At 51.1% G+C, this 20,267-nt stretch carries 20 protein-coding genes and 1 pseudogene; 9 read left to right on the forward strand and 12 right to left on the reverse strand.

Features of this window, described 5'->3' with window-relative positions; translation table 11 throughout:
• Positions 1-92 precede the first annotated feature (92 nt).
• The 7 genes from groL to LVJ85_RS11555 all read right to left on the reverse strand — a co-directional run bounded on the left by groL (position 93) and on the right by LVJ85_RS11555 (position 6,680).
• On the reverse strand, positions 93-1,736 hold the full coding sequence (groL, locus tag LVJ85_RS11530; RefSeq protein WP_244739921.1) for a chaperonin GroEL: 1,644 nt from the start codon (positions 1,734-1,736) through the stop codon (positions 93-95).
• Positions 1,737-1,816: 80 nt separating this feature from the next.
• Positions 1,817-2,104 carry a co-chaperone GroES gene (gene groES, locus LVJ85_RS11535; protein WP_085363411.1) on the reverse strand — a complete coding sequence of 96 codons (288 nt, stop codon included), beginning with the start codon at positions 2,102-2,104 and terminating at the stop codon, positions 1,817-1,819.
• Positions 2,105-2,476: 372 nt separating this feature from the next.
• Positions 2,477-4,459: a DNA topoisomerase IV subunit B gene (gene parE, locus LVJ85_RS11540; protein ID WP_244739922.1), complete on the reverse strand. Its 1,983-nt coding sequence runs from the start codon at positions 4,457-4,459 to the stop codon at positions 2,477-2,479.
• A gap of 207 nt (positions 4,460-4,666) precedes the next feature.
• Entirely contained in the window at positions 4,667-5,266 is a 600-nt protein-coding gene (locus LVJ85_RS11545; RefSeq protein ID WP_244739923.1) for a glutathione S-transferase family protein, read from the reverse strand.
• Positions 5,267-5,348: 82 nt separating this feature from the next.
• On the reverse strand, positions 5,349-5,771 hold the full coding sequence (locus LVJ85_RS13500; protein ID WP_370686921.1) for a helix-turn-helix transcriptional regulator: 423 nt from the start codon (positions 5,769-5,771) through the stop codon (positions 5,349-5,351).
• A 24-nt stretch (positions 5,772-5,795) separates the two neighbouring features.
• Positions 5,796-6,083, reverse strand: coding sequence for a helix-turn-helix transcriptional regulator (locus LVJ85_RS13505; RefSeq protein WP_370686922.1), 288 nt, complete (start codon positions 6,081-6,083; stop codon positions 5,796-5,798).
• A 60-nt stretch (positions 6,084-6,143) separates the two neighbouring features.
• Positions 6,144-6,680, reverse strand: a complete 537-nt coding sequence (locus LVJ85_RS11555) for an RNA pyrophosphohydrolase (RefSeq protein ID WP_085390199.1) — start codon at positions 6,678-6,680, stop codon at positions 6,144-6,146.
• Positions 6,681-6,976: 296 nt separating this feature from the next.
• On the opposite strand from LVJ85_RS11555, the gene LVJ85_RS11560 reads away from it, so the two are divergent.
• Positions 6,977-8,143 (forward strand): polyamine ABC transporter substrate-binding protein, encoded by a 1,167-nt coding sequence (locus LVJ85_RS11560; RefSeq protein WP_244739924.1) that lies wholly within the window; start codon positions 6,977-6,979, stop codon positions 8,141-8,143.
• Positions 8,144-8,326: 183 nt separating this feature from the next.
• Here the strand turns inward: LVJ85_RS11560 and LVJ85_RS11565 are convergent, their stop codons facing one another.
• Complete coding sequence (locus LVJ85_RS11565) at positions 8,327-8,482, reverse strand: DUF1328 domain-containing protein (RefSeq protein WP_244739925.1); 156 nt, start codon at positions 8,480-8,482, stop codon at positions 8,327-8,329.
• 500 nt (positions 8,483-8,982) lie between these two features.
• On the opposite strand from LVJ85_RS11565, the gene LVJ85_RS11570 reads away from it, so the two are divergent.
• A complete protein-coding gene (locus LVJ85_RS11570; protein ID WP_085363404.1) occupies positions 8,983-9,180 on the forward strand; it encodes a CsbD family protein in 198 nt (65 codons plus the stop codon).
• A gap of 177 nt (positions 9,181-9,357) precedes the next feature.
• On the opposite strand, the gene LVJ85_RS11575 is transcribed toward LVJ85_RS11570, so the two are convergent.
• The 4 genes and pseudogenes from LVJ85_RS11575 to LVJ85_RS11585 form a co-directional block, all read right to left on the reverse strand.
• On the reverse strand, positions 9,358-9,813 hold the full coding sequence (locus LVJ85_RS11575) for a DUF494 domain-containing protein (RefSeq protein ID WP_085363403.1): 456 nt from the start codon (positions 9,811-9,813) through the stop codon (positions 9,358-9,360).
• 15 nt (positions 9,814-9,828) lie between these two features.
• On the reverse strand, positions 9,829-10,074 hold the full coding sequence (locus LVJ85_RS13510) for a hypothetical protein (protein ID WP_370686960.1): 246 nt from the start codon (positions 10,072-10,074) through the stop codon (positions 9,829-9,831).
• Positions 10,075-10,086: 12 nt separating this feature from the next.
• A pseudogene (gene dprA, locus LVJ85_RS11580) lies at positions 10,087-10,971 on the reverse strand (DNA-processing protein DprA); the annotation flags it as partial.
• Between the two features lie 216 nt (positions 10,972-11,187).
• Positions 11,188-12,468: a LysM peptidoglycan-binding domain-containing protein gene (locus LVJ85_RS11585; protein ID WP_244739927.1), complete on the reverse strand. Its 1,281-nt coding sequence runs from the start codon at positions 12,466-12,468 to the stop codon at positions 11,188-11,190.
• 167 nt (positions 12,469-12,635) lie between these two features.
• Between LVJ85_RS11585 and def the strand changes: the two genes are divergently transcribed.
• The 7 genes from def to LVJ85_RS11620 all read left to right on the forward strand — a co-directional run bounded on the left by def (position 12,636) and on the right by LVJ85_RS11620 (position 20,060).
• Positions 12,636-13,139, forward strand: coding sequence for a peptide deformylase (gene def, locus LVJ85_RS11590; RefSeq protein ID WP_244739928.1), 504 nt, complete (start codon positions 12,636-12,638; stop codon positions 13,137-13,139).
• A 27-nt stretch (positions 13,140-13,166) separates the two neighbouring features.
• A complete protein-coding gene (gene fmt / locus LVJ85_RS11595; protein ID WP_244739929.1) occupies positions 13,167-14,090 on the forward strand; it encodes a methionyl-tRNA formyltransferase in 924 nt (307 codons plus the stop codon).
• A complete protein-coding gene (gene rsmB / locus LVJ85_RS11600; protein WP_244739930.1) occupies positions 14,087-15,346 on the forward strand; it encodes a 16S rRNA (cytosine(967)-C(5))-methyltransferase RsmB in 1,260 nt (419 codons plus the stop codon). Before fmt ends, rsmB begins: the two co-directional genes overlap by 4 nt.
• Positions 15,312-15,905, forward strand: coding sequence for a DUF4390 domain-containing protein (locus LVJ85_RS11605; RefSeq protein ID WP_244739931.1), 594 nt, complete (start codon positions 15,312-15,314; stop codon positions 15,903-15,905). Before rsmB ends, LVJ85_RS11605 begins: the two co-directional genes overlap by 35 nt.
• Positions 15,906-15,908: 3 nt before the next feature.
• A complete protein-coding gene (locus LVJ85_RS11610; RefSeq protein ID WP_244739932.1) occupies positions 15,909-18,020 on the forward strand; it encodes a PAS domain-containing sensor histidine kinase in 2,112 nt (703 codons plus the stop codon).
• A 5-nt stretch (positions 18,021-18,025) separates the two neighbouring features.
• Positions 18,026-19,312 carry a sigma-54 dependent transcriptional regulator gene (locus LVJ85_RS11615; RefSeq protein WP_244739933.1) on the forward strand — a complete coding sequence of 429 codons (1,287 nt, stop codon included), beginning with the start codon at positions 18,026-18,028 and terminating at the stop codon, positions 19,310-19,312.
• Positions 19,313-19,574: 262 nt separating this feature from the next.
• Positions 19,575-20,060 (forward strand): DUF4112 domain-containing protein, encoded by a 486-nt coding sequence (locus LVJ85_RS11620; protein WP_244739934.1) that lies wholly within the window; start codon positions 19,575-19,577, stop codon positions 20,058-20,060.
• Positions 20,061-20,267: the final 207 nt, after the last annotated feature.

Genomic DNA, 20,267 nt, shown 5'->3' on the forward strand with positions numbered 1-20,267 from the left:
CTCATTCAGACAAGCAATCCGTGAAGACGCAAAAAATCCCGCATGCCAAGCATGCGGGATTTTGGTTTGGTACGGCTTTTTCAGACGGCCTCTTACATCATACCGCCCATGCCGCCCATTCCACCCATGCCGCCCATATCAGGCATAGCAGGTTTGTCTTCAGGAATTTCGGCAATCATGCAGTCGGTAGTCAGCATCAAACCGGCAATCGAAGCGGCATGTTGCAGGGCTGAACGGGTTACTTTGGCAGGATCCAAGACACCCATTTCCAACATATCGCCGTAGGTGTCATTACCGGCGTTATAACCGTAATTACCTTTGCCTTCCAACACTTTATTAACCACAACAGAAGGCTCGCCGCCGGCGTTTTTCACGATTTGGCGCAGCGGAGATTCTACGGCACGCAACACGATTTGTACGCCTGCATCTTGGTCGGCATTAGCAGTTTCCACTTTCGCCAAAGCAGCACGGGCACGCAGCAGCGCCACGCCGCCACCGGCCACTACGCCCTCTTCCACGGCAGCGCGGGTTGCATGCAGCGCGTCTTCTACGCGGTCTTTCTTCTCTTTCATTTCCACTTCGGTAGCCGCGCCGACTTTGATTACCGCAACACCGCCGGCCAATTTGGCCACGCGCTCTTGCAGTTTTTCTTTGTCGTAATCGCTGGTTGCTACGTCGATTTGCTGACGGATTTCTCCTACACGCGCTTCAATCAGGGCGGCATCGCCGAAGCCGTCGATAATGGTAGTGTTTTCTTTACCGATTTCGATGCGTTTGGCTTGACCCAAATCTTCCAAAGTGGCTTTTTCCAAAGACAAGCCTACTTCTTCTGAAATCACGGTACCGCCGGTCAAAATGGCGATGTCTTGCAGCATGGCTTTGCGACGGTCGCCGAAGCCCGGGGCTTTAACGGCAACGGTTTTCAGAATGCCGCGCAGGTTGTTCACAACCAAAGTAGCCAACGCTTCGCCTTCAACGTCTTCGGCAATAATCAGCAGCGGACGGCTGGTTTTGGCGATTTGCTCCAATACCGGCAACAGGTCGCGGATGTTGCTGATTTTTTTGTCGAACAGCAATACAAACGGGTTATCCAATGCAGCCAATTGTTTTTCTGCATCATTAATGAAGTAAGGAGACAGGTAGCCGCGGTCGAACTGCATACCTTCTACTACATCCAATTCGTTTTCCAATGATTTGCCGTCTTCAACGGTAATCACGCCTTCTTTGCCCACTTTTTCCATGGCTTCGGCAATGATGGCGCCTACTTGCTCATCGGAGTTGGCGGAAATCGAACCTACTTGGGCGATTTCTTTAGAAGTGTCGCAAGGCTTGGCGATGTTTTTCAGCTCTTCAACCAAAGCATTTACGGCTTTGTCGATACCGCGTTTCAGGTCGGTCGGGTTCATGCCGGCGGTAACGTATTTCATACCTTCGGCTACGATGGCTTGTGCCAAAACGGTTGCAGTGGTGGTACCGTCGCCGGCTACGTCGTTGGTTTTAGAGGCAACCTCTTTCACCATTTGCGCGCCCATGTTTTCGAATTTGTCTTTTAATTCGATTTCTTTGGCTACGGTAACGCCGTCTTTAGTGATGTGCGGGCCGCCGAATGCGCGGTCTACTACCACATTGCGGCCTTTCGGGCCTAAAGTAACTTTAACGGCGTTGGCCAATACATTGACACCGTTTACCATTTTTTGGCGGACTTCGTTACCGAACTGTACGTCTTTTGCTGCCATGTTGATTCTCCAAATAATTTAAATTTTTCAAGAGGCCGTCTGAAACCGTTTCAGACGGCCTGAACAATGTTGTTTGCCGATTATTCCACGATACCGAAGATGTCTTCTTCGCGCATTACCAGCAACTCTTCGCCGTCTGCTTTAACGGTTTGGCCGCTGTATTTGCCGAAGATCACTTTGTCGCCGACTTTCACATCCAGCGCACGGCGTTGGCCGTCTTTACCAACTTTGCCCGCACCTACGGCAATCACTTCGCCCATGTCGGGTTTTTCGGCTGCGGCGCCCGGCAATACGATGCCGGATGCGGTTTTTTCTTCAGCTTCCAAGCGTTTCACAACTACGCGGTCGTGTAAGGGACGGATGGTCATGTGTATGCTCCAATATCATAAATAGTCAAACAAATACCTGAATATTCAGGCTGTTAAAAAATGAAATGTTGTGCATGAAGGGGAAGCCCAACATTTTCTAGTATGAACGAAAGGCAAAATAAGGCTGTAAACGGTAAATTCAAGCCCTGTTTTGTGTTTTTGTACAAATTTCTTTTGCTTTCAGACGGCCAAATGAAAGAAGTGGAAATGCGGCTTGGGCAAACCGGCTGCTTTAGGCAGGCAATGAACACCGAGTCCGCTCAAACCGATATACCTTAACTATTCCGCAAAGATTTCAGGCCGTCTGAAAACCTTTTTTCAGACGGCTTGCTTGCTTATCAAAGCCGATTCTATTTATTAAGGCGAGACTTTTTAAATATCCACTTCCGCCGTATCTCCCTCGGCTTCCATCCACGCGCGGCGGCTGGCGGCTTCGCCTTTGCCCATCAATTTGACAAAGATGCTGTGGGTTTGTTCGTGCGCTGTTTCGGGAATCTGCACCTGTAACAGGCGGCGGGTGTCGGGGTGCATGGTGGTGTCTTTGAGCTGGTCGGGGTTCATCTCGCCCAAGCCTTTGAAGCGGCTGATGGAATAGGCGGTTTCTTTCACGCCTTCTTTTTGCAGCCGCTCCAAAATGCCGTCCAATTCGCCCTGATCGAGTGCGTAGAATTTGCGCGCGGGTTTGCTTTTGCCTTGCGCGTTTACGTCCACGCGGAACAGCGGCGGCTGGGCTACATAAATATGGCCGTCTGAAACCAGTTTGGGGAAGTGGCGGTAAAACAGAGTGAGCAGCAGCACTTGGATGTGTGAACCGTCCACGTCGGCATCGGAGAGGATGGCGATTTTGCCGTAACGCAGGCCGCTTAAATCGGGGGTGTCGTTCGCGCCGTGCGGGTCAACGCCGATGGCGACGGCGATGTCGTGGATTTCGGCATTGCCGAACAGTTGGTCTTGATGCACTTCAAAGCTGTTCAACACTTTGCCGCGCAAGGGCAAAATGGCTTGGGTGGCTTTGTCGCGCGCGAGTTTGGCCGAGCCGCCCGCCGAATCGCCCTCCACTAAGAAGAGTTCGTTTTCGCGGATGTCTTCGCTTTCGCAATCGGTGAGCTTGCCGGGCAGCACGGCCACGCCGCTGCCTTTTTTCTTTTCGATTTTCTTCACCGAACGCATCCGCGCCTGCGCCTGCTTGATGGCGAGTTCGGCGATTTTTTTACCGGCTTCGACGTTTTGGTTGAGCCACAATTCCAGCGGGTCGCCCGACACGGCGGCGACAAGTTTGAGCGCGTCGCGGTTGGTGAGCTTATCTTTGGTTTGGCCTTGGAATTGCGGGTCGAGCACGCGGGCGGACAACACGAATGCCACGCGGCTGAACACGTCGTCGCTCTGTACTTTCACGCCGCGCGGCAGCAGGTTGTGGTGGTTGATGAAGTTGTTCACCGCTTGGAACACCGCCTGCCGCAAGCCTGCTTCGTGCGTGCCGCCGAGCGGGGTGGGAATCAGGTTCACATAGCTTTCACTGTTGCACGAACCTTCTTCCAGCCAAGTGAGCGCAAACGCCGCACCTTCGCCCGCGCTGAAATCGCTGTCGTGGCCGTCTGAAATATAGTTTTCCGAAGCGAACACCGGCACGGCTTCCTGCGCCTCGCTGATTAAGTCGAGCAGATAGCTTTTGAGGCCGTTGGGATAATGCCATGTCTGCATGTGCGGCTCGGGCTGGCCTTTGACGGGGCGGGTAAGCGACACGGTAACGCCCGGCAGCAGCACGGCTTTGGCGCGCAACAGGCGCTCAAGCTCGGCGATGCTGTATTGCGGGCTTTCAAAATATTTGCCGTCCGGCCACACGCGCACTTCGGTGCCGCTGTCTTTCACCGCGCATTTGCCGACTTCGGCCAGCGGCTCCACCACCGCACCGCCCGCAAACACGATGCGGTGGATTTTGCCTTCGCGCTTCACGGTAACTTCGAGGCGTTTGGAAAGCGCGTTGGTTACCGACACGCCTACACCGTGCAGGCCGCCTGAAAAGGCATACGCGCTGCCGCCGTCTTTCTTGTTGAACTTACCGCCCGCATGAAGCTGCGTGAACACCAGCTCCACCACCGGCAAACCTTCCACCGGATGCAGCCCCACCGGAATGCCGCGCCCGTTGTCGCGCACAGAAAGCGAGCCGTCTTCATGGATTTCCACTTTGATTTCATCGGCAAAACCGCCGAGCGCTTCGTCGGCGGCATTGTCGATCACTTCTTGGCAGATGTGGGTGGGGCTGTCGGTGCGGGTGTACATGCCCGGCCGTTCTTTTACCGGCTCCAAGCCTTTGAGGACGGTGATACTGGATTCGCTGTATTGGGGTGTGGTCATGAGGGTTACGCAGTCAAATGTTTAAGCGGTTTCAGACGGCCTCTTGCGGCAGGCCGTCTGAAAAATAAGAAAATCTTGCAGTCGGGCGGGATTTTAACATGATTTAAACGGGGTTTCAGACGGCATCGGAAAAGCGGATTGGGCATTGAAGCAAATGAGGCCGTCTGAAAAAGATTTCAGACGGCCTCACGCTGTTTTGACAGCAAATCAACCATTCCATTCCGCAGCACGCACCGCCGCGGGTCGTTGCGCATGGCGGTTGATGTAGTTTGTGAACGCGGGATCGGCGGGCAGCGCACCGGTGTGGTTGACCGTCCAATCCAGCAAACCGGTGTAGTAAAGGTCGAGTGCGGTAAAGTGGTTGCCGACCATATATTCGCGGCCGTCGAGGTGTTGGCGTAAGGTGTTTACAGCGGTGTTTAAGTCGCCGTAGCCGATGGCGCGGCGGATGTTTTCGTCGCTTTCCAAACCGCGCATTTTGTCCACGCCGGCATATTCGAGATGAACGGCAAACAAGAGCCAGCGGTAATATTGCCCGCGCTCTTCGCTGCCGGCGGCGGGAATCAGATTTTTTTCGGGAAACTGTTCGGCGAGGTAGGTAACGATGGCGGCCGATTCGGTCAGCACTTGGCCGCGGTGCTTCAAGGCAGGCACTTTGCCCATCGGATTGACGGCGAGATAGTCGGGGGATTTGACGCTGTCGTAAGACAACACCACGGTATCGTAATTGGCACCGCATTCTTCAAGCATCCACAAAACCATGCCGCCGCGTGATTGAGGTACGGTGTAGAGGGTAAAGTCTTTCATGTCGTTCTCCTAGTATCGGGAAGGGTAGAAAGATTTTACGGGCGGCGCGTGTCAGTTTTTGTCAGCAGGGTTTCAGACGGCCTCAAAAATCGAACGGATGCAGGTCGATGCCTTCCCTGCGCCGCCACTCGTCCAACAAAAGCATGCGCGGGGTGGGATAAATGTCGCCGATCACGGCTTTGCCGATGCGGTCGGAGCGGAAATGGCGGAAATCCTGCCGCAGTTCGCACCAAGCTGACACCAGCCGCGCGTCGTCGAAATAACCGATGGAAAACGGCCACACGGTGCGGTGGCTCGGGCGGTTTTCGGCATCGGTGTAGTCGAATTCGAGTTTGCGGTTGCTGCGGATGGCGGCGCGAATGGTGTTGAGAACATGCTGCTCGTGTTCGCCGTATTCCGTATGATCGCGGACGGGGAACAAGGCTTGGCTGTCCAACAAATCCGCCATGTTTTCCGGCAGCACGGCCTGCACTTTCGCCAACACCGATTTGGCATCTTGCGCCAATGCGTTATCGGTATAAGCCAGTACTCAACGCATGCCGAGCACGAGGGCTTCGATTTCGTTGGCGTTGAACGAAAGCGGCGGCAGCAGAAAATCTTTGTGGAGAATGAAACCGACTCCCGCCTCGCCGCGTATATCCGCCCCTTGACGGCACAGGGTTTCGATGTCGCGGTACACGGTGCGCACGCTCACGGAAAGCGTTTCCGCCAGTGTGTCGGCGGCAACGGGGAGGCGGTGGTTGCGCAGCAGTTGCAACAGGTTGAGCAGGCGTTCGGAGCGGGTCATGGCGGGCGGTATGTTTGTGGCAGGTTTCAATCAGTGAGGCCGTCTGAAAATAAAAAACGCTTTCAGACGGCCTGAAAGCGTTCGGAGGGATTATTTGAGTTCCAGTTGGCGGCGGGTAAATTCTTCCAGCGTTTCCAAGCCGCGCAAAAAGCGGGAAAGCTCGCTCAATGCGCCTTCGTACACGCCGCGTTTGAAATCAATCACTTCGTCTATCGGTGCCCAATATTGATGCCAACGCCAGCCGTCGAATTCGGGGTGGCTGGTCGCGCGCAGATGCACGTCGCTTTCGCGGCCCACCAAGCGCAGCAGATACCAGATTTGCTTCTGCCCGCGGTACGAACCGCGCCATTCCCGCCGCACCCAATGGGTAGGCACGTCGTAACGCAGCCAATCACGCGTGCGGCCGAGAATTTTGACGTGGTGCGGCAGCAGGCCGACTTCTTCCAGAAGCTCCCGATACATGGCGGTTTCGGGGCTTTCGCCCGGCTTGATGCCGCCTTGAGGAAACTGCCAAGAATGCTCGCGCACGCGCTTGCCCCAAAATACTTCGTTGCGGTCGTTGGTTAAGATAATACCGACATTGGGGCGATATCCTTCTCTATCCAGCATTTCGTGTCGCCCTTGCATAAAATTCAATCGCGAGATTTTCCCATAAATGCAGGCGGTTTGACAAATTTATCCACAAGCCGCGCCTGCGTTTTCAGGCCGTCTGAAAAAAATTTTGTTTATGATGAAACGCCTATCAAAACACATGTTAAAAAATGTTTGCTTTTACCTTGTAAGGTCTTGCATCTCAAAGGATTTTGCCGTTTAATTCGCCCTGTTGCCGAATGCTCGGCACCTGCTGCATGCAGCTCCACTACCGCTGCATGGTTTATATTTTTTTGTACCGCTTCCGGTACGTTTTTTTGAAGGATAAGAAGATGAAAAAAACTTGGTTGGTTTCTGCTGTGGCAGGCCTGTTTTTAGCGGCGTGCGGCGGTTCGGGTAATACTGAAGCGCAAAAAACTGCGGAAAATACGGCAGCAAGCAGCGGGCAGCAAACGGCAGCCGCTCCGGCAACAGGCAAACTGAACATTTACAATTGGTCGGATTATGTCGATTCATCTACCGTGAGCGATTTTGAAAAAGCCAATGGCGTTAAAGTGCGCTACGACTTCTACGACAGCAACGAAACGCTGGAAGCCAAAGTGCTTACCGGAAAATCGGGCTACGATTTGGTTGCCCCCTCGATTGCCAACGTAGGCCGCCAAATCAAAGCCGGCGCTTATCAGGAAATCGACAAAAACCTGATTCCCAACTACGGCAATATTGATCCCGAATTGTTGTCTATGATGGACAAAGTCGATCCGGGTAACAAATACGCCGTGCCCTACTTCTGGGGCATCAACACGTTGGCCATCAACAAAGACCAAGTAACCAAAGCTTTGGGCAGCGACAAACTGCCTGAAAACGAATGGGATTTGGTGTTCAACCCCGAATACACCGCTAAATTGAAATCATGCGGTATCAGCTTCCTCGACAGTCCCACCGAGCAAATTCCGCTGGCACTGAACTACATCGGCAAAGACCCCAACAGCGAAACCGCCGATGATTTGAAAGCGGCTGTGGAAATGATGAAAAAAGTGCGTCCCGACGTGAAGCGCTTTAGCTCTTCGGGCTATATTGACGATATGGCAGCGGGTAATCTTTGCGTTTCGGTAGGCTACGGCGGCGACTTGAACATTGCCAAAAACCGTGCCAAAGATGCCAAAAACGGCGTGAATATCGAAGTGCTGACACCTAAAACCGGTGTAGGCATCTGGATTGATTCGTTTATGATTCCCAAAGACGCGCAAAACGTTGCCAATGCCCACAAATACATCAGCCACACGCTTGATCCGCAAGTGGCGGCGAAAAACGGTAATTTCGTTACCTACGCACCCGCCAGCAAACCGGCACGCGATTTGATGGAACAAGAATACGCAAACGACAACTCGATTTTCCCGGGCGACGAAGTAAAAGCTAAGAGTTTTGTGGTTTTGCCCAAATCTCCCGATGCGGTTAAATTAAGCGTGCGGTTGTGGCAAGGTTTGAAAGCAGGTCAATAACCGCTTTTAAATAGGCCGTCTGAAAATACTTACATTAAAAAGCACCGTATCATTACGGTGCTTTTTTATTTAAATCGTCGACTAACAAAATAATATTTAACGATTGAGTTCAAGACGCCCAAAAGGCCGTCTGAACAACAGACAGCCTTTATTATTTACGCTTCGTCACAAGTTTAGAAACCGTTACTTACGACCGAAAATCAATGAAAGTACGGCCAAAATTAAGAAACCGATAAAGAGGATTTTCGCAATGCCCGCGGCACTTCCGGCAATACCGCCGAAACCGAAAACCGCAGCAATAATGGCAATCACAAAAAAGATTACAGAATAACGCAACATGATTTTTTCCTTTTTAAATGTTATAAATTCGATGTGTGACATCTCAAAATTCCGCTTTCCTGCTTCTCCATCTTATTGAAAAATATAAAGAAGTCACGGAATGCCATCACATTAACACACTGAATGACACTCTCCAATTGCATAAATTTACTTAAACCGCACTTTTAAAGGTTTACCGTCGCCTAAATAAAAATTAAATCAACAAAAAGTAAAAAAAAACAGTATCATAAAACTCTCCGATTTAGAGCAAAAATATATAACCACCTGATAAAAATAAACTTTTATATTTTATTAATATAAATGCAAAATTAAATATTACTGACAAATCTACGGTTTCAGTAAATCGACTTAAAAGAATACAATCAACTATATATTTTTAATATATTTTGTTAAGACATCTGAATTTTCCTTGGAAAACCACATCTATGCCTTACCTGTTTGTTACACCGATATGGTGCACACATCATTTGTATAAATCATTTATAAGGAAAGGAATCCACATGAATTGGGATCAAATCGAAGGCAAATGGGAACAACTGGTTGGCAAAGCAAAGGAAAAATGGGGCGAATTGACTGATGACGATTTGACTGTTGCTGCAGGCAAACGCGACCAACTCGCCGGAAAGCTTCAAGAGCGCTATGGTTATACCAAAGAGCAAGCTGAAAAAGAGTTGGATGATTGGATGAACAGCAATTAATCCCAATTAATTTGTAATGTTCAATTATTAAATTGAAACAAAAAACCCGCACAAAGCGGGTTTTTTATTATCAATAATCACAAATTCTATTTTAGGCGACAGAACCGCAATGCGATTTAGCCTTACTTTTTATTAATCAAAATAAGTTTGATACCGGCTTTCCCGCAGATGTCGGTATCAATGCATAACCGCTTTACCATGCAAAGCCATCATCAATTCTTCGCCGATCAAGGCCGGCAACTCGGCTTTGTGCGCCCATAAAACCAGCAGGGTCAGCACTTTTGCCATATCTACGGTAATTTCATCCGGCGGCAAGTGCAGCAGAGCATGCACGACAAATTCACGTTGTTCGCCATTAATGGCTTGGGCGTGATCTAAGAAATAGAGCAAATTAACCACGTCTTGCGGTAAAGACTCCAATTCTTCCCAACAATAAACGCGCATAACACCGCTGCGGTATTGAGTTTCTTCTACTTCCGGGCTGTTTGCCAACACTTCCAGCAACATCAAGGCTTGATTGATTTCAATATCATTGAAACCGATGTCTTCCAGAATCTGCCCTAAATCAGAAGGTGGAGGGCAAGCATCTAAGTCGTAAAAGTGTTTGATTAAAAAGGCGATTACATCAGCCATGATATATCCTTGTTGTTATTTGATTCTTTGATAGCGTCCACCCGGCATCGGGGAGACGATTTTCTCCAGTTCAAGTTCAAGCAACTGCGCGTATATGTCGGCAGCAGGCAGGTTTAACTGCTGCGCCAGAGTGTCGGGATGAACAGGGTCATATCCCAGTGCAGTTAAAAGCGGATGTTCAGACGGCCCCGTTGTGTGTGTTTGGGTATGGTTTTCTTTTTTCTGCTTTTCCTGCCGAATTGTTTGCTTATTTGTCTCCATCGGAGGCAACGATTGCAACAATTGCGGGCATTCGAGCAAAATGTCGTCTAAACATTCTACTAATTTCGCACCTTCTTTTATCAGCTTATGGCAACCTTTGCTGTGCGGGTTGTCAATAGAGCCGGGCACGGCCATCACTTCCCTCCCCATGTCTGCGGCCAACCTGGCAGTGATCAGCGAACCGGATTCCGGTGCCGCTTCCACTACCAATACTGCTTTAGACAAGGCCGCGATGAGACGGTTACGGCGCGGAAAATTGCCTGCCAGCGGACGGGTGTTAAGCGGAAATTCGCTCACAATCAGCCCGTTTTCAGCAATCCGATAAGCCAAATCTTTATTTGCCTGCGGGTAGATTCTATCTATCCCCGTACCCCATACCGCAATGGTGCCGCCTTGTGTTTCCAGCGCGCCCTGATGGGCTGCCGCATCAATACCGGAAGCCATACCTGAAACAACGCTGATACCTTGCTCTCCCAATGCTTTACCGAAATCGCGGGCAATCCGCATAGCTTGCGGTGTCGCATGCCTGCTTCCAACAATGGCAGCAGAAGAACGGTGTAAAAGCTCAACGCGCCCCCGTAAAAACAGCAATGGCGGAGGTGTAATACCTTCAGTCAGCATAACGGGGAAGTCGTTATCGCACAGCAACATCAAACGGCAATTTGCTTGTTGTTCCCACTCCAAAGCTGCTTCTGCGGCTTTGACGGCTTGCGCATTCTCTCCTTCCCATGCTGCAACAGCCTGTTTGTGGTGAACCAGTTGCCTCACTCTTTCAGCCGGTGCCGCCAAAGCAGCTTGCGCACTACCGTAATACTTTATCAGCGCTAAAAAACTTTCTGCTCCGATATACGGTGTTAGTGCAAGCTGTATCCAAGCGAATCTTTCTGAATCATTCATGGCAAACCCCGTAATGTTTGCATATGCACATAAAATAGTAATGTGCGTTATATTTTTATGTTTCACATTTTATATAATTTGTAATGGTTTGTTAACCATTTTCAAGAATAATTTACGAAAAACAGGTTAGCAAAGTGAAAAATGTGTCGTGAAAATACCAATAAAAAAGCACACATTGCTGTGTGCTTTTTTCAGACGGCCTTTAACCGGCTTGTTTTAATAGGGGTTTATATTGCTTTTAATGTTGTATTCATTATGTTCCGTATCATGCGACTCTTGTGGCGCATTCGGTACATGTTTCACATCATCTGCCATGTTGTCCAAGTCTTGACCCGGTTCGGAAGCGGCATCCCCAATGTTAATATTGGTTAAACTCTCCAATATGATGGCTGAAGCCAAATGCTCGCTGGTGCGGTAAACCATCGCCAAACCCACTTCTTCGGCCGGGATAGAAACATATTTCACCACACTTCTGCGGCCTTTCTCACCCTTTTCCAAATCTACCTTCACTTGGCGGCTGCGTTTGTACAGACTTAACACGGTGCCTTTATCCAAGCCGTCGGCTTCGCCTTTATTCAAAGTTATGGTTTGGAATTGGCCGGCTTCGCTCACACCGTCAAAAATAGAAACCACTTTAGCATCAATATGACGGCTCGGCGCGTGCGGCATCATTTGGAAGCTGTCGCGCTCGTCGGTCATTTTGACCAAGAAATCGCCTTTACGCACTTCTGATATAGCTTCTTCTACAACCATAGGTTGCGCAGTTTGGGTGGGCACTTTTACCAACGGATGCAAGCGGGTGTAGTATTCGTTGCCAGGCAAAGATTCCGCATCTTTCTCACTGCGCGCATCCAAAGCGCTGTTGGTGTAGGGCAACGTGCTGACGATGCCGCTGAACACCACTTCTTGCCCCAAATATTTCTTGGTCTCGGGATCAACAATATCTTTTCGCGCTCGATACACCAAATAACGACCCGGCTCGGTGATTCCGTATGCGTACACACGGTCGCCTTTGCTGTACAGAATGCGGTTGTCGGGGCCGTCGATCAGGCGGGGCGAATCTTGCGTCTGCATTTGCGGAATCACTTGCGGATGCTGCATAAACATACGGTAGAAATTCACATTAACGGTTTGGATGCCGTAACCCGAAGACACTTCGCGTACGCGCGGCGCCAATTTTACCACCGGAATGCCGTCGTTATAGGACGCGGCGTTATCAAAACCCAAGCGCGGTTGGCCGTTCACATAACGCAACACCAGCACCTGCCCCGGATAAATCATGTGCGGATTGCGGATTTCGCTGCGGTTGGCACCCCACAGGCGGTTCCATTGCCACGGGCTGTAAAGGTATTTGCCTGAAATACCCCATAATGTATCCCCTTGCTTGACCACATAACGCTTAGGCGCATCGGGGCGAACCTTCAGTCCGGCTGCCGCGGCGTGGCCTGAAAATGCCAAGCCTAAGGTGCAAAGCAGGGTTATAATACGTTTTTGCATGACTGCTCCCCTTGAAATCGAATTGATTGTCTTTAATTAACTTTAACAATGAGCGTAATGGCTCTTTGCGGATTGGACATGTAATAAAATCTGCGTAATATTTTATCACTGAATATTGCCGTTATCATAGCATTAAACACACATATTTTTACATTAGAGATTCAACTATGGCATTACTTAACATTCTCCAGTATCCCGACGAACGTCTGCACACTGTTGCAAAACCGGTAGCCGAGATCGACGGGCGTATCCAAACACTGGTCGGCGACATGCTGGAAACCATGTACGAAGCACGCGGCATCGGCTTGGCTGCCACGCAAGTCAACGTGCATGAGCGCGTGGTCGTGATGGATTTGTCGGAAGAGCAAAACGAACCGCGGGTATTCATCAATCCGACCATTACCCACAAAGACGGCGAAACCACTTATGAAGAAGGCTGCCTGTCCGTACCCGGCATCTACGACACCGTAACCCGTGCGGAACGTGTAACAGTAGAAGCTTTGAATGAAAAAGGCGAAAAATTTACGCTGGAAGCCGACGGCCTGCTTGCCATCTGCATTCAGCACGAGTTGGATCATTTGGCAGGTAAAGTATTTGTGGAATATCTATCCACATTGAAACAAAACCGCATCAAAACCAAGCTGAAAAAACGTGCCAAGCACAACCTGTAAACTCTTGTTCAGACGGCCTTTTAAACTATGAAAGTGATTTTTGCCGGCACGCCCGATTTCGCCGCATCCGCCTTATCGGCCATCGCCGAGGCAGGCTTTGACATTCCATTGGTGCTGACCCAACCCGACCGCCCCAAAGGACGCGGCATGCAGCTTCAGCCCAGCCCCGTAAAGCAAACAGCTCTGGAGCTGGGTTTAACCGTAGCCCAACCGCAAAGCCTGCGCCATGAAGACGCGCAAGAACTGTTGCATAAACAACACGCTGATGTAATGGTGGTAGCGGCCTACGGCCTTATTCTGCCTCAAGCCGTACTCGATATTCCTACGCATGGCTGCTTAAACATCCACGCCTCGCTGCTGCCCCGCTGGCGTGGAGCCGCGCCCATCCAACGCGCTATTGAGGCAGGAGATGCCGAAACAGGCGTTTGCATCATGCAGATGGACGCAGGCTTGGATACCGGCAATGTGGTCAGCGAACACCGCTACACCATTCAAAACACCGATACTGCCGGAAAAGTACACGACGCGTTGGCGCATATCGGTGCGCAAGCCATCGTGGCCGATTTGCAACGCCTGCAACAAGAAGGCCGTCTGAACAGCATGCCCCAGCCGGAAAACGGCGTTACCTATGCCAACAAATTAAACAAAGAAGAAGCCCGCATCAATTGGAGCGAACCCGCCCATATCATCGAGCGCAAAATCAGGGCATTCAACCCCGTGCCCGCCGCCTGGGCGGAATACCAAGGCAAACCTCTGAAAATCTGGCAAGCCGAAGTAGTGGAAGGTCAGGGAGAAGCCGGCACAGTGCTGCAATGCCGTTCAGACGGCCTGATTGTCGCGTGCGGACAACACGCCCTGAAAATTACCGAATTACAGCCGGCAGGCAGCAAACGCATGAATATAGCTGCTTTTGCGACGGGAAACCGTATTGAAACGGGAGAACGCCTGTGAGTATGGCTTTGGCGCAAAAGTTGGCGGCAGATACAATAACAGCAGTTGCATCCGGGCAAAACCTGCAAGATGTACTGGCAAACGTGCGTGCCGCGCATCCGGAACTAAGCCCGCAGGAAAACGGCGCCCTGCAAGACATTGCCTACGGCTGCCAACGTTACGGCGGCAGTTTGCGTTATATGTTGGGCAAAATGCTCAATAAGCCCATTACCGAACCCAAACTCGAAAGCCTCCTGATTGCCGCACTGTATCAACTGAACCACACCGCCAACGCTCCTCATGCGGTGGTCAACGAAGCCGTTGATACAGCCGCCAAAATCGGCAAAGGGCAATACCGTTCGTTTACCAATGCCATATTGCGCCGCTTCCTGCGCGAACGCGAAAAACTGAATGCCGGCTGCAAACACAACAATGTTGCCAAATACAACTTGCCCGAATGGTGGGTTCGCTATCTGCAAAACCATTATCCGAAACATTGGCACAACATGGTTGCCGCATGGCAGCAGCACCCGCCGATGACTTTGCGCGTCAACCGCCGTAAAAGCGACGCCCAAACTTATCTGAAACTGTTGGCGCAAGAAGGCATCGCCGCCACCGCTTTAGACGACTATGCCGTCATGTTGGCGGAAGCCGTACCGGTAAGCCGCCTGCCCGGTTTTTCAGACGGCCTCGTATCGGTACAAGATTTCGGCGCACAGCAAGCAGGCTATCTGCTGAACCCGCAAAACGGCGAACGCATTCTCGATGCCTGCGCCGCACCCGGCGGCAAAACCGGCCACATATTGGAACTTGCCGACTGCAACCTGACTGCCTTGGATATTGATGAAGGCCGTCTGAAACGGGTGGCCGACAACTTAAATAGATTGAATGCCCGTGCCGAAGCGCTCCTATGTGCCGACGCACAAGACATTGAAAAATGGTATGACGGCCGGCCTTTCGATGCCATCCTAGCCGACGTACCCTGCACCGCCTCGGGCGTGTTGAAACGCAATCCCGACATCAGATGGCTGCGCCGCCCCGGCGATGCCGTCAAAACCGCGCGCCAGCAGGAAGCGTTGCTCGACGCACTCTGGCAAACCCTGACGAAAAACGGCAGAATGCTTTTAGCAACCTGCTCGATATTCGTAGAAGAAAACGAACAGCAGCTGCAAAAATTTTTAAACCGCCATGCCGACGCCCGATGTGTAGAGTCGCATGTGCTTTTACCCAACAAACAGCAAGATGGCTTTTATTACGCGCTTATTCAAAAACAGTAAACTACTGTTATTGCCCATTCTGCTGGCCTTATCTTTTCAGACGGCCGCAGAAGGGATAAGTGCAACCCGCTCTTTAGCCACCTTAACCTCATCGGGGCAAATGTCGGTCAGCAGCCGTTTCGCAACCACACTGCCCGACCAGCTCAAACAAGCCCTCAATCAGGGCGTGCCTTTGAATTTCACGCTGAATTACCAGCTTTCCGCGCCTACCATTGCCTCCTACCGTTTCAAACTCGAGCATCTGGTCGGCAGCGGCAACACCATTCAATACAAACTTTCCTACCATCCGCTAACCAACCGCTACCGCGTTACCGTGGGCACTTTTTCCACAGAATACAACAGCTTGGAGACAGCCTTGCGCGGTGTCGGCGCCGTAGCCAACTGGCGCGTGCTGCACAACGGGGCGCTTAGCGGCGTTTCGCCCAAAGAGACCAAAGCCGAAATCAGGCTTTCATTAAGCACCTCCCAACTTCCCAAACCTTTTCAGATTAATGCGCTGACTTCGAAAAGCTGGCAGCTGGATTCCGGCTGGCAGTCCCTCACCATCACGAAGGAGTAAGCCATGCGTCACTTTCTTCTGATTGCCGGACTGCTTTCCTTTATTTCTCTGTATATTCTGACACTGGCAACGGAAAACGATAGCGACCTAAGTCATTATTTTTGGTGGATTATTGCAGCCAGCGGCGCTTTAGTTGTCGTATTGCTGGGGCTGCTGGTTCGCTATGTGCGGCTGCTGCTGCGCGACGTACGCAAAGGCGTATTCGGCTCTCAAATCGCCCGCAGGCTGGCCGGTATGTTTACACTGGTTGCGGTGTTGCCCGGGCTGTTTCTGTTTGGCGTATCGGCTCAATTTATTTCCAACAGCATCAATTCCTGGTTCGGCAACGATACGCACGAAGCCTTGGAGCGCGGCCTGAATTTGAGTAAATCGGCTTTAAATCTCTCGCTCGACAACGCCGTGCGCCAAGCCGTACCCATCCAAATCGACTTAATCGGCGCCTCTTCTTTAGGGCAAAACCTCCCTCAAACGCTGAAAAACCTGCCCGGCAACCAACGTTTTGACCAACTCGCCGTTTACAACATCCAAAACAATCAAGCAGATGTCGTGCGCAACATCAGTAATCTGCCAGAACCAAAGCTCGACGAATCCTCACGCAAAACATTGCTCGATACCGGCTCGGCCAGCAGCATCGAAAACCTGAATAACGCACTTTACGCACAAGGCTGGATGATTTTGGACGACGGCACCAACCGTTCCCGCGCTTTATTCTTCCGCCAAGCCGTGCCTGCCGATGTAGCCAAAGATGCCATCCTGATTGAAGCCGCCCGCGCCAAATACGCCGAGCTGACCTACGCCAAACAAGGCCTGCAACGCTTCTTTCTGGTAACCCTGCTGGTAGCCACCTTGCTGGCGATTATGCTGGCTTTGGTGATGGCGCTGTATTTCGCACGCCGTTTTGTGGAGCCGATATTGTCGTTGGCAGAAGGCGCGCGTGCCGTAGCACAAGGCGATTTCTCGCAAAAACGGCCGATTTTCCGCAACGATGAATTCGGCAGATTAACCCATCTCTTCAACCACATGACCGAGCAGTTGAGCATTGCCCAAGCAGCCAACGAACGCAACCGCCTGCAACAAGAAGCCGCGCGCCATTATCTTGAGTGCGTGTTGGAAAGCCTGACTACCGGCGTCGTTACCCTAGACGATAAAGGCCGTCTGAAAACATTCAACCACAGTGCGGAAGAAATCCTCGGCATTTCCTTGGAAAGCATGATCGGCAGCAGCTGGTATGAATGGCAGGGGAAATCTCCGCAGCAGTCAGTGCTGGCCGAGACCTTTGCTTCGATTATCGACACCGCGCCGGTCGACAAACCCGTACAGCTAAGCTATGCCGCTCCCGACGAATCCCGCATATTACTGGCCAAAGCCACCATTCTGCCCGACGACAACGATAACGGCATCGTGATGGTCTTTGACGACATCACCGCCTTGGTTAGAGCGCAAAAAGAAGCGGCTTGGGGCGAAGTAGCCAAACGGCTGGCGCACGAAATCCGCAACCCCCTCACCCCCATCCAACTCTCGGCAGAAAGATTGGCATGGAAATTGCATGACAAGCTCAGCGGTCAGGACGCGCAGATTCTCACGCGCTCTACAGATACGATAGTCAAACAGGTTGCGGCATTGAAAGAAATGGTCGAAGCGTTCCGAAACTATGCCCGAGCGCCCGCACTTAAACTCGAACAGCTTGATTTAAACCAAATTATTGAGGAAGTTTTGCTGCTCTATGAGGGCAGTAAGTGTACATTCGAGGCCGATTTGAGTAATATATCTTTTTCAATCGCCGCCGACACCACCGCCATGCGGCAGGTTTTGCACAATATTTTCAAGAATGCAGCCGAAGCCGCCGAAGACGAACCTTCGCCCCGCGTGCGTGTATCCACACAAGCTGCCGACGACGACCAAGTGCTGCTGACCGTAAGCAACAACGGCAAAAGTTTCAGCAAAGAAATGCTGCAGCACGCATTCGAGCCTTATGTTACCGACAAACCGACGGGCACCGGTTTAGGCTTGCCCGTGGTGAAGAAAATTATCGAAGAACATGGCGGCCGCATCAGCCTCTCCAACCTGCCTGAAGGCGGCGCCGCTGTTAATATAGTCTTACCCAGATTGGTATAAACATTATGCGCAGTACTGATATTTTAATTGTTGATGATGAAATCGGCATCCGCGATCTTCTCTCCGAGATTCTTCAAGACGAAGGCTACACCGTAACCCTCGCCGAGAATGCCGAAGAAGCCCGCCAGCTCCGCCACCAAACCCGTCCGGCTATGGTGTTGCTGGATATTTGGATGCCCGATTGCGACGGCATCACGCTATTAAAAGAATGGGCGAAAAACGGCCAGCTCAATATGCCTGTGGTAATGATGAGCGGCCACGCCAGTATCGATACCGCAGTTGAAGCCACCAAAATCGGCGCATTGGATTTTCTGGAAAAACCCATCGCCCTGCAAAAACTGCTCAGCACCGTAGACCGCGCGCTGAAATACGGCGAAATGCAGGCCGCATCGGGCTTATCGCTCGACAAACTCGGCAACAGCCCTTCCATTCAAGAGCTAAACCGCGCGCTTGAAGCCGTTGTGAAACAAAACAAACCCGTTTTACTTTGCGGCGAACCGGGTTCTCCGTTTGAATTGGTAGCACGTTATTTCCATAAAAACGGCACGCCGTGGGTGGAGCCGGGCAAAACCGAACACATCGTCGATATTCCTTTGGAACTGCTGCAAAAAGCCGGCGGCGGTATTTTGTATTTGGGCGACATCGCACAATACAGCCGCAGCATTCAGCAAGGCATTGCCTTTTTGCTGACCAAAGCCGAGCGCAGCAATGTACGCATTATTTGCGCCAGCAGCCGTCCGCTGACCGAATCTGCCGAAAACTCCACCATCGATGCCAAACTGCAAGAAGCACTTGCGCCTTATGTGATTCAGATTCCGCCTTTGCGCAACCAAGCCGACGACATCGTGTTTTTGGTTGACCAGATTCTGAGCGAATTGGCCGAAACACAAAAAATTCCTTTGGTTAAGTTCAGCACCGGCGCCTTGAACATCTTGCGCCAGTACGATTGGCCGGGCAACCTCGACCAATTGCGAAGCGTGGTAAAAAATCTGGCGATTACCGCCGAAAACAGCGCGGTGGAAGAGCAAGCCGTCAATGCGGTGTTGGGCGGACAAATGAACCGCGCGCCCGTTTCCGAAATGGTCGGCGGCTTCAATTTCAACATGCCTTTGCGCGAATTGCGCGAAGAGTTGGAACGTCGCTATTTTGAATACCATATTGTTCAAGAAAGCCACAACATGAGCCGCGTGGCGCAGAAAGTGGGTTTGGAAAGAACGCACCTCTACCGCAAACTGAAACAGCTGGGCATCAATTTCTCCCGCCGCAACAGCGACAAATCTAATGATGATTAAAGCCCGCTAAACATTTCAGAAGGCCTCCTATGCCTTATCAAAATCCCCGAACGTGTTTGATAACATGCTCGGGGATTCTTATGAATATTCCATATTTTTACCGCCAGTCATCTTATTCAGACGGCCTCAGGTATTGCGTTGAATAATATTGCGGCCTCAACCATCGGCAACCTATTCGGCGCACCATGTATCCGCCACCCAGCCGTACATTGAGCGCACACAACTGTTTGTTTTAAATAAATCTAAAGATAATCAGATAATCATGAACCACCCTACTCCCATCAGACACGATGCTTTGCAAAGAAGCCGCAGCTACCATGCGGCGAAAGAAATCAGCCGTTATCTTGACGACTACTATATCGACGGCATACTGGGCTTAATCCCCGTGGCGGGCGATGTGGTTTCACAGAGTTTTCACGCCGTGTTTCTGTATTTGGCGGCGGTGAAACTGCGTTCGGTCAGATTGACTGTGGTTGTGTTGTTCAACAGCCTGATGGACATTCTGATCGGCCTGATTCCTTTTCTGGGCGACGTGTTGGACTTTATCAATAAGTCGCACAAGCGCAATTTTGCCCTGATTGAAGGTTTCGCATTGGGCGACAAAGCCGTAATCAGCCAAGTCAACCGCAGAGCGGCGATGGCGGCAGTGGGCATTTTGCTGCTGTTGGCGGGAATCGTGTTGCTGCTGAAATGGTCGTGGGCTTTGATGGTATGGCTTTACCATTGGCTGCCGACGCTTTTCGCTTGATAGCGCTAACGGAACACTGACCCCGGATTGCCGCCTTTTCCTTGCGCTAAAACCACGGGCAGAGATGAAATATGCTTTTTTAATGATATAAAGCAGAAATTAAGAAACTTGTTGGCATATAGGCCGTCTGAATAGGGTTTCAGACGGCCTATTGTATTGTCTAAAACAACGCTTAGCACAATAAATCCACCGCTCCGCCGACAAACA

Origin of the sequence: Neisseria sp. Dent CA1/247 (genome assembly GCF_022870825.1) — a bacterium.
Lineage (GTDB): Bacteria > Pseudomonadota > Gammaproteobacteria > Burkholderiales > Neisseriaceae > Neisseria > Neisseria zoodegmatis.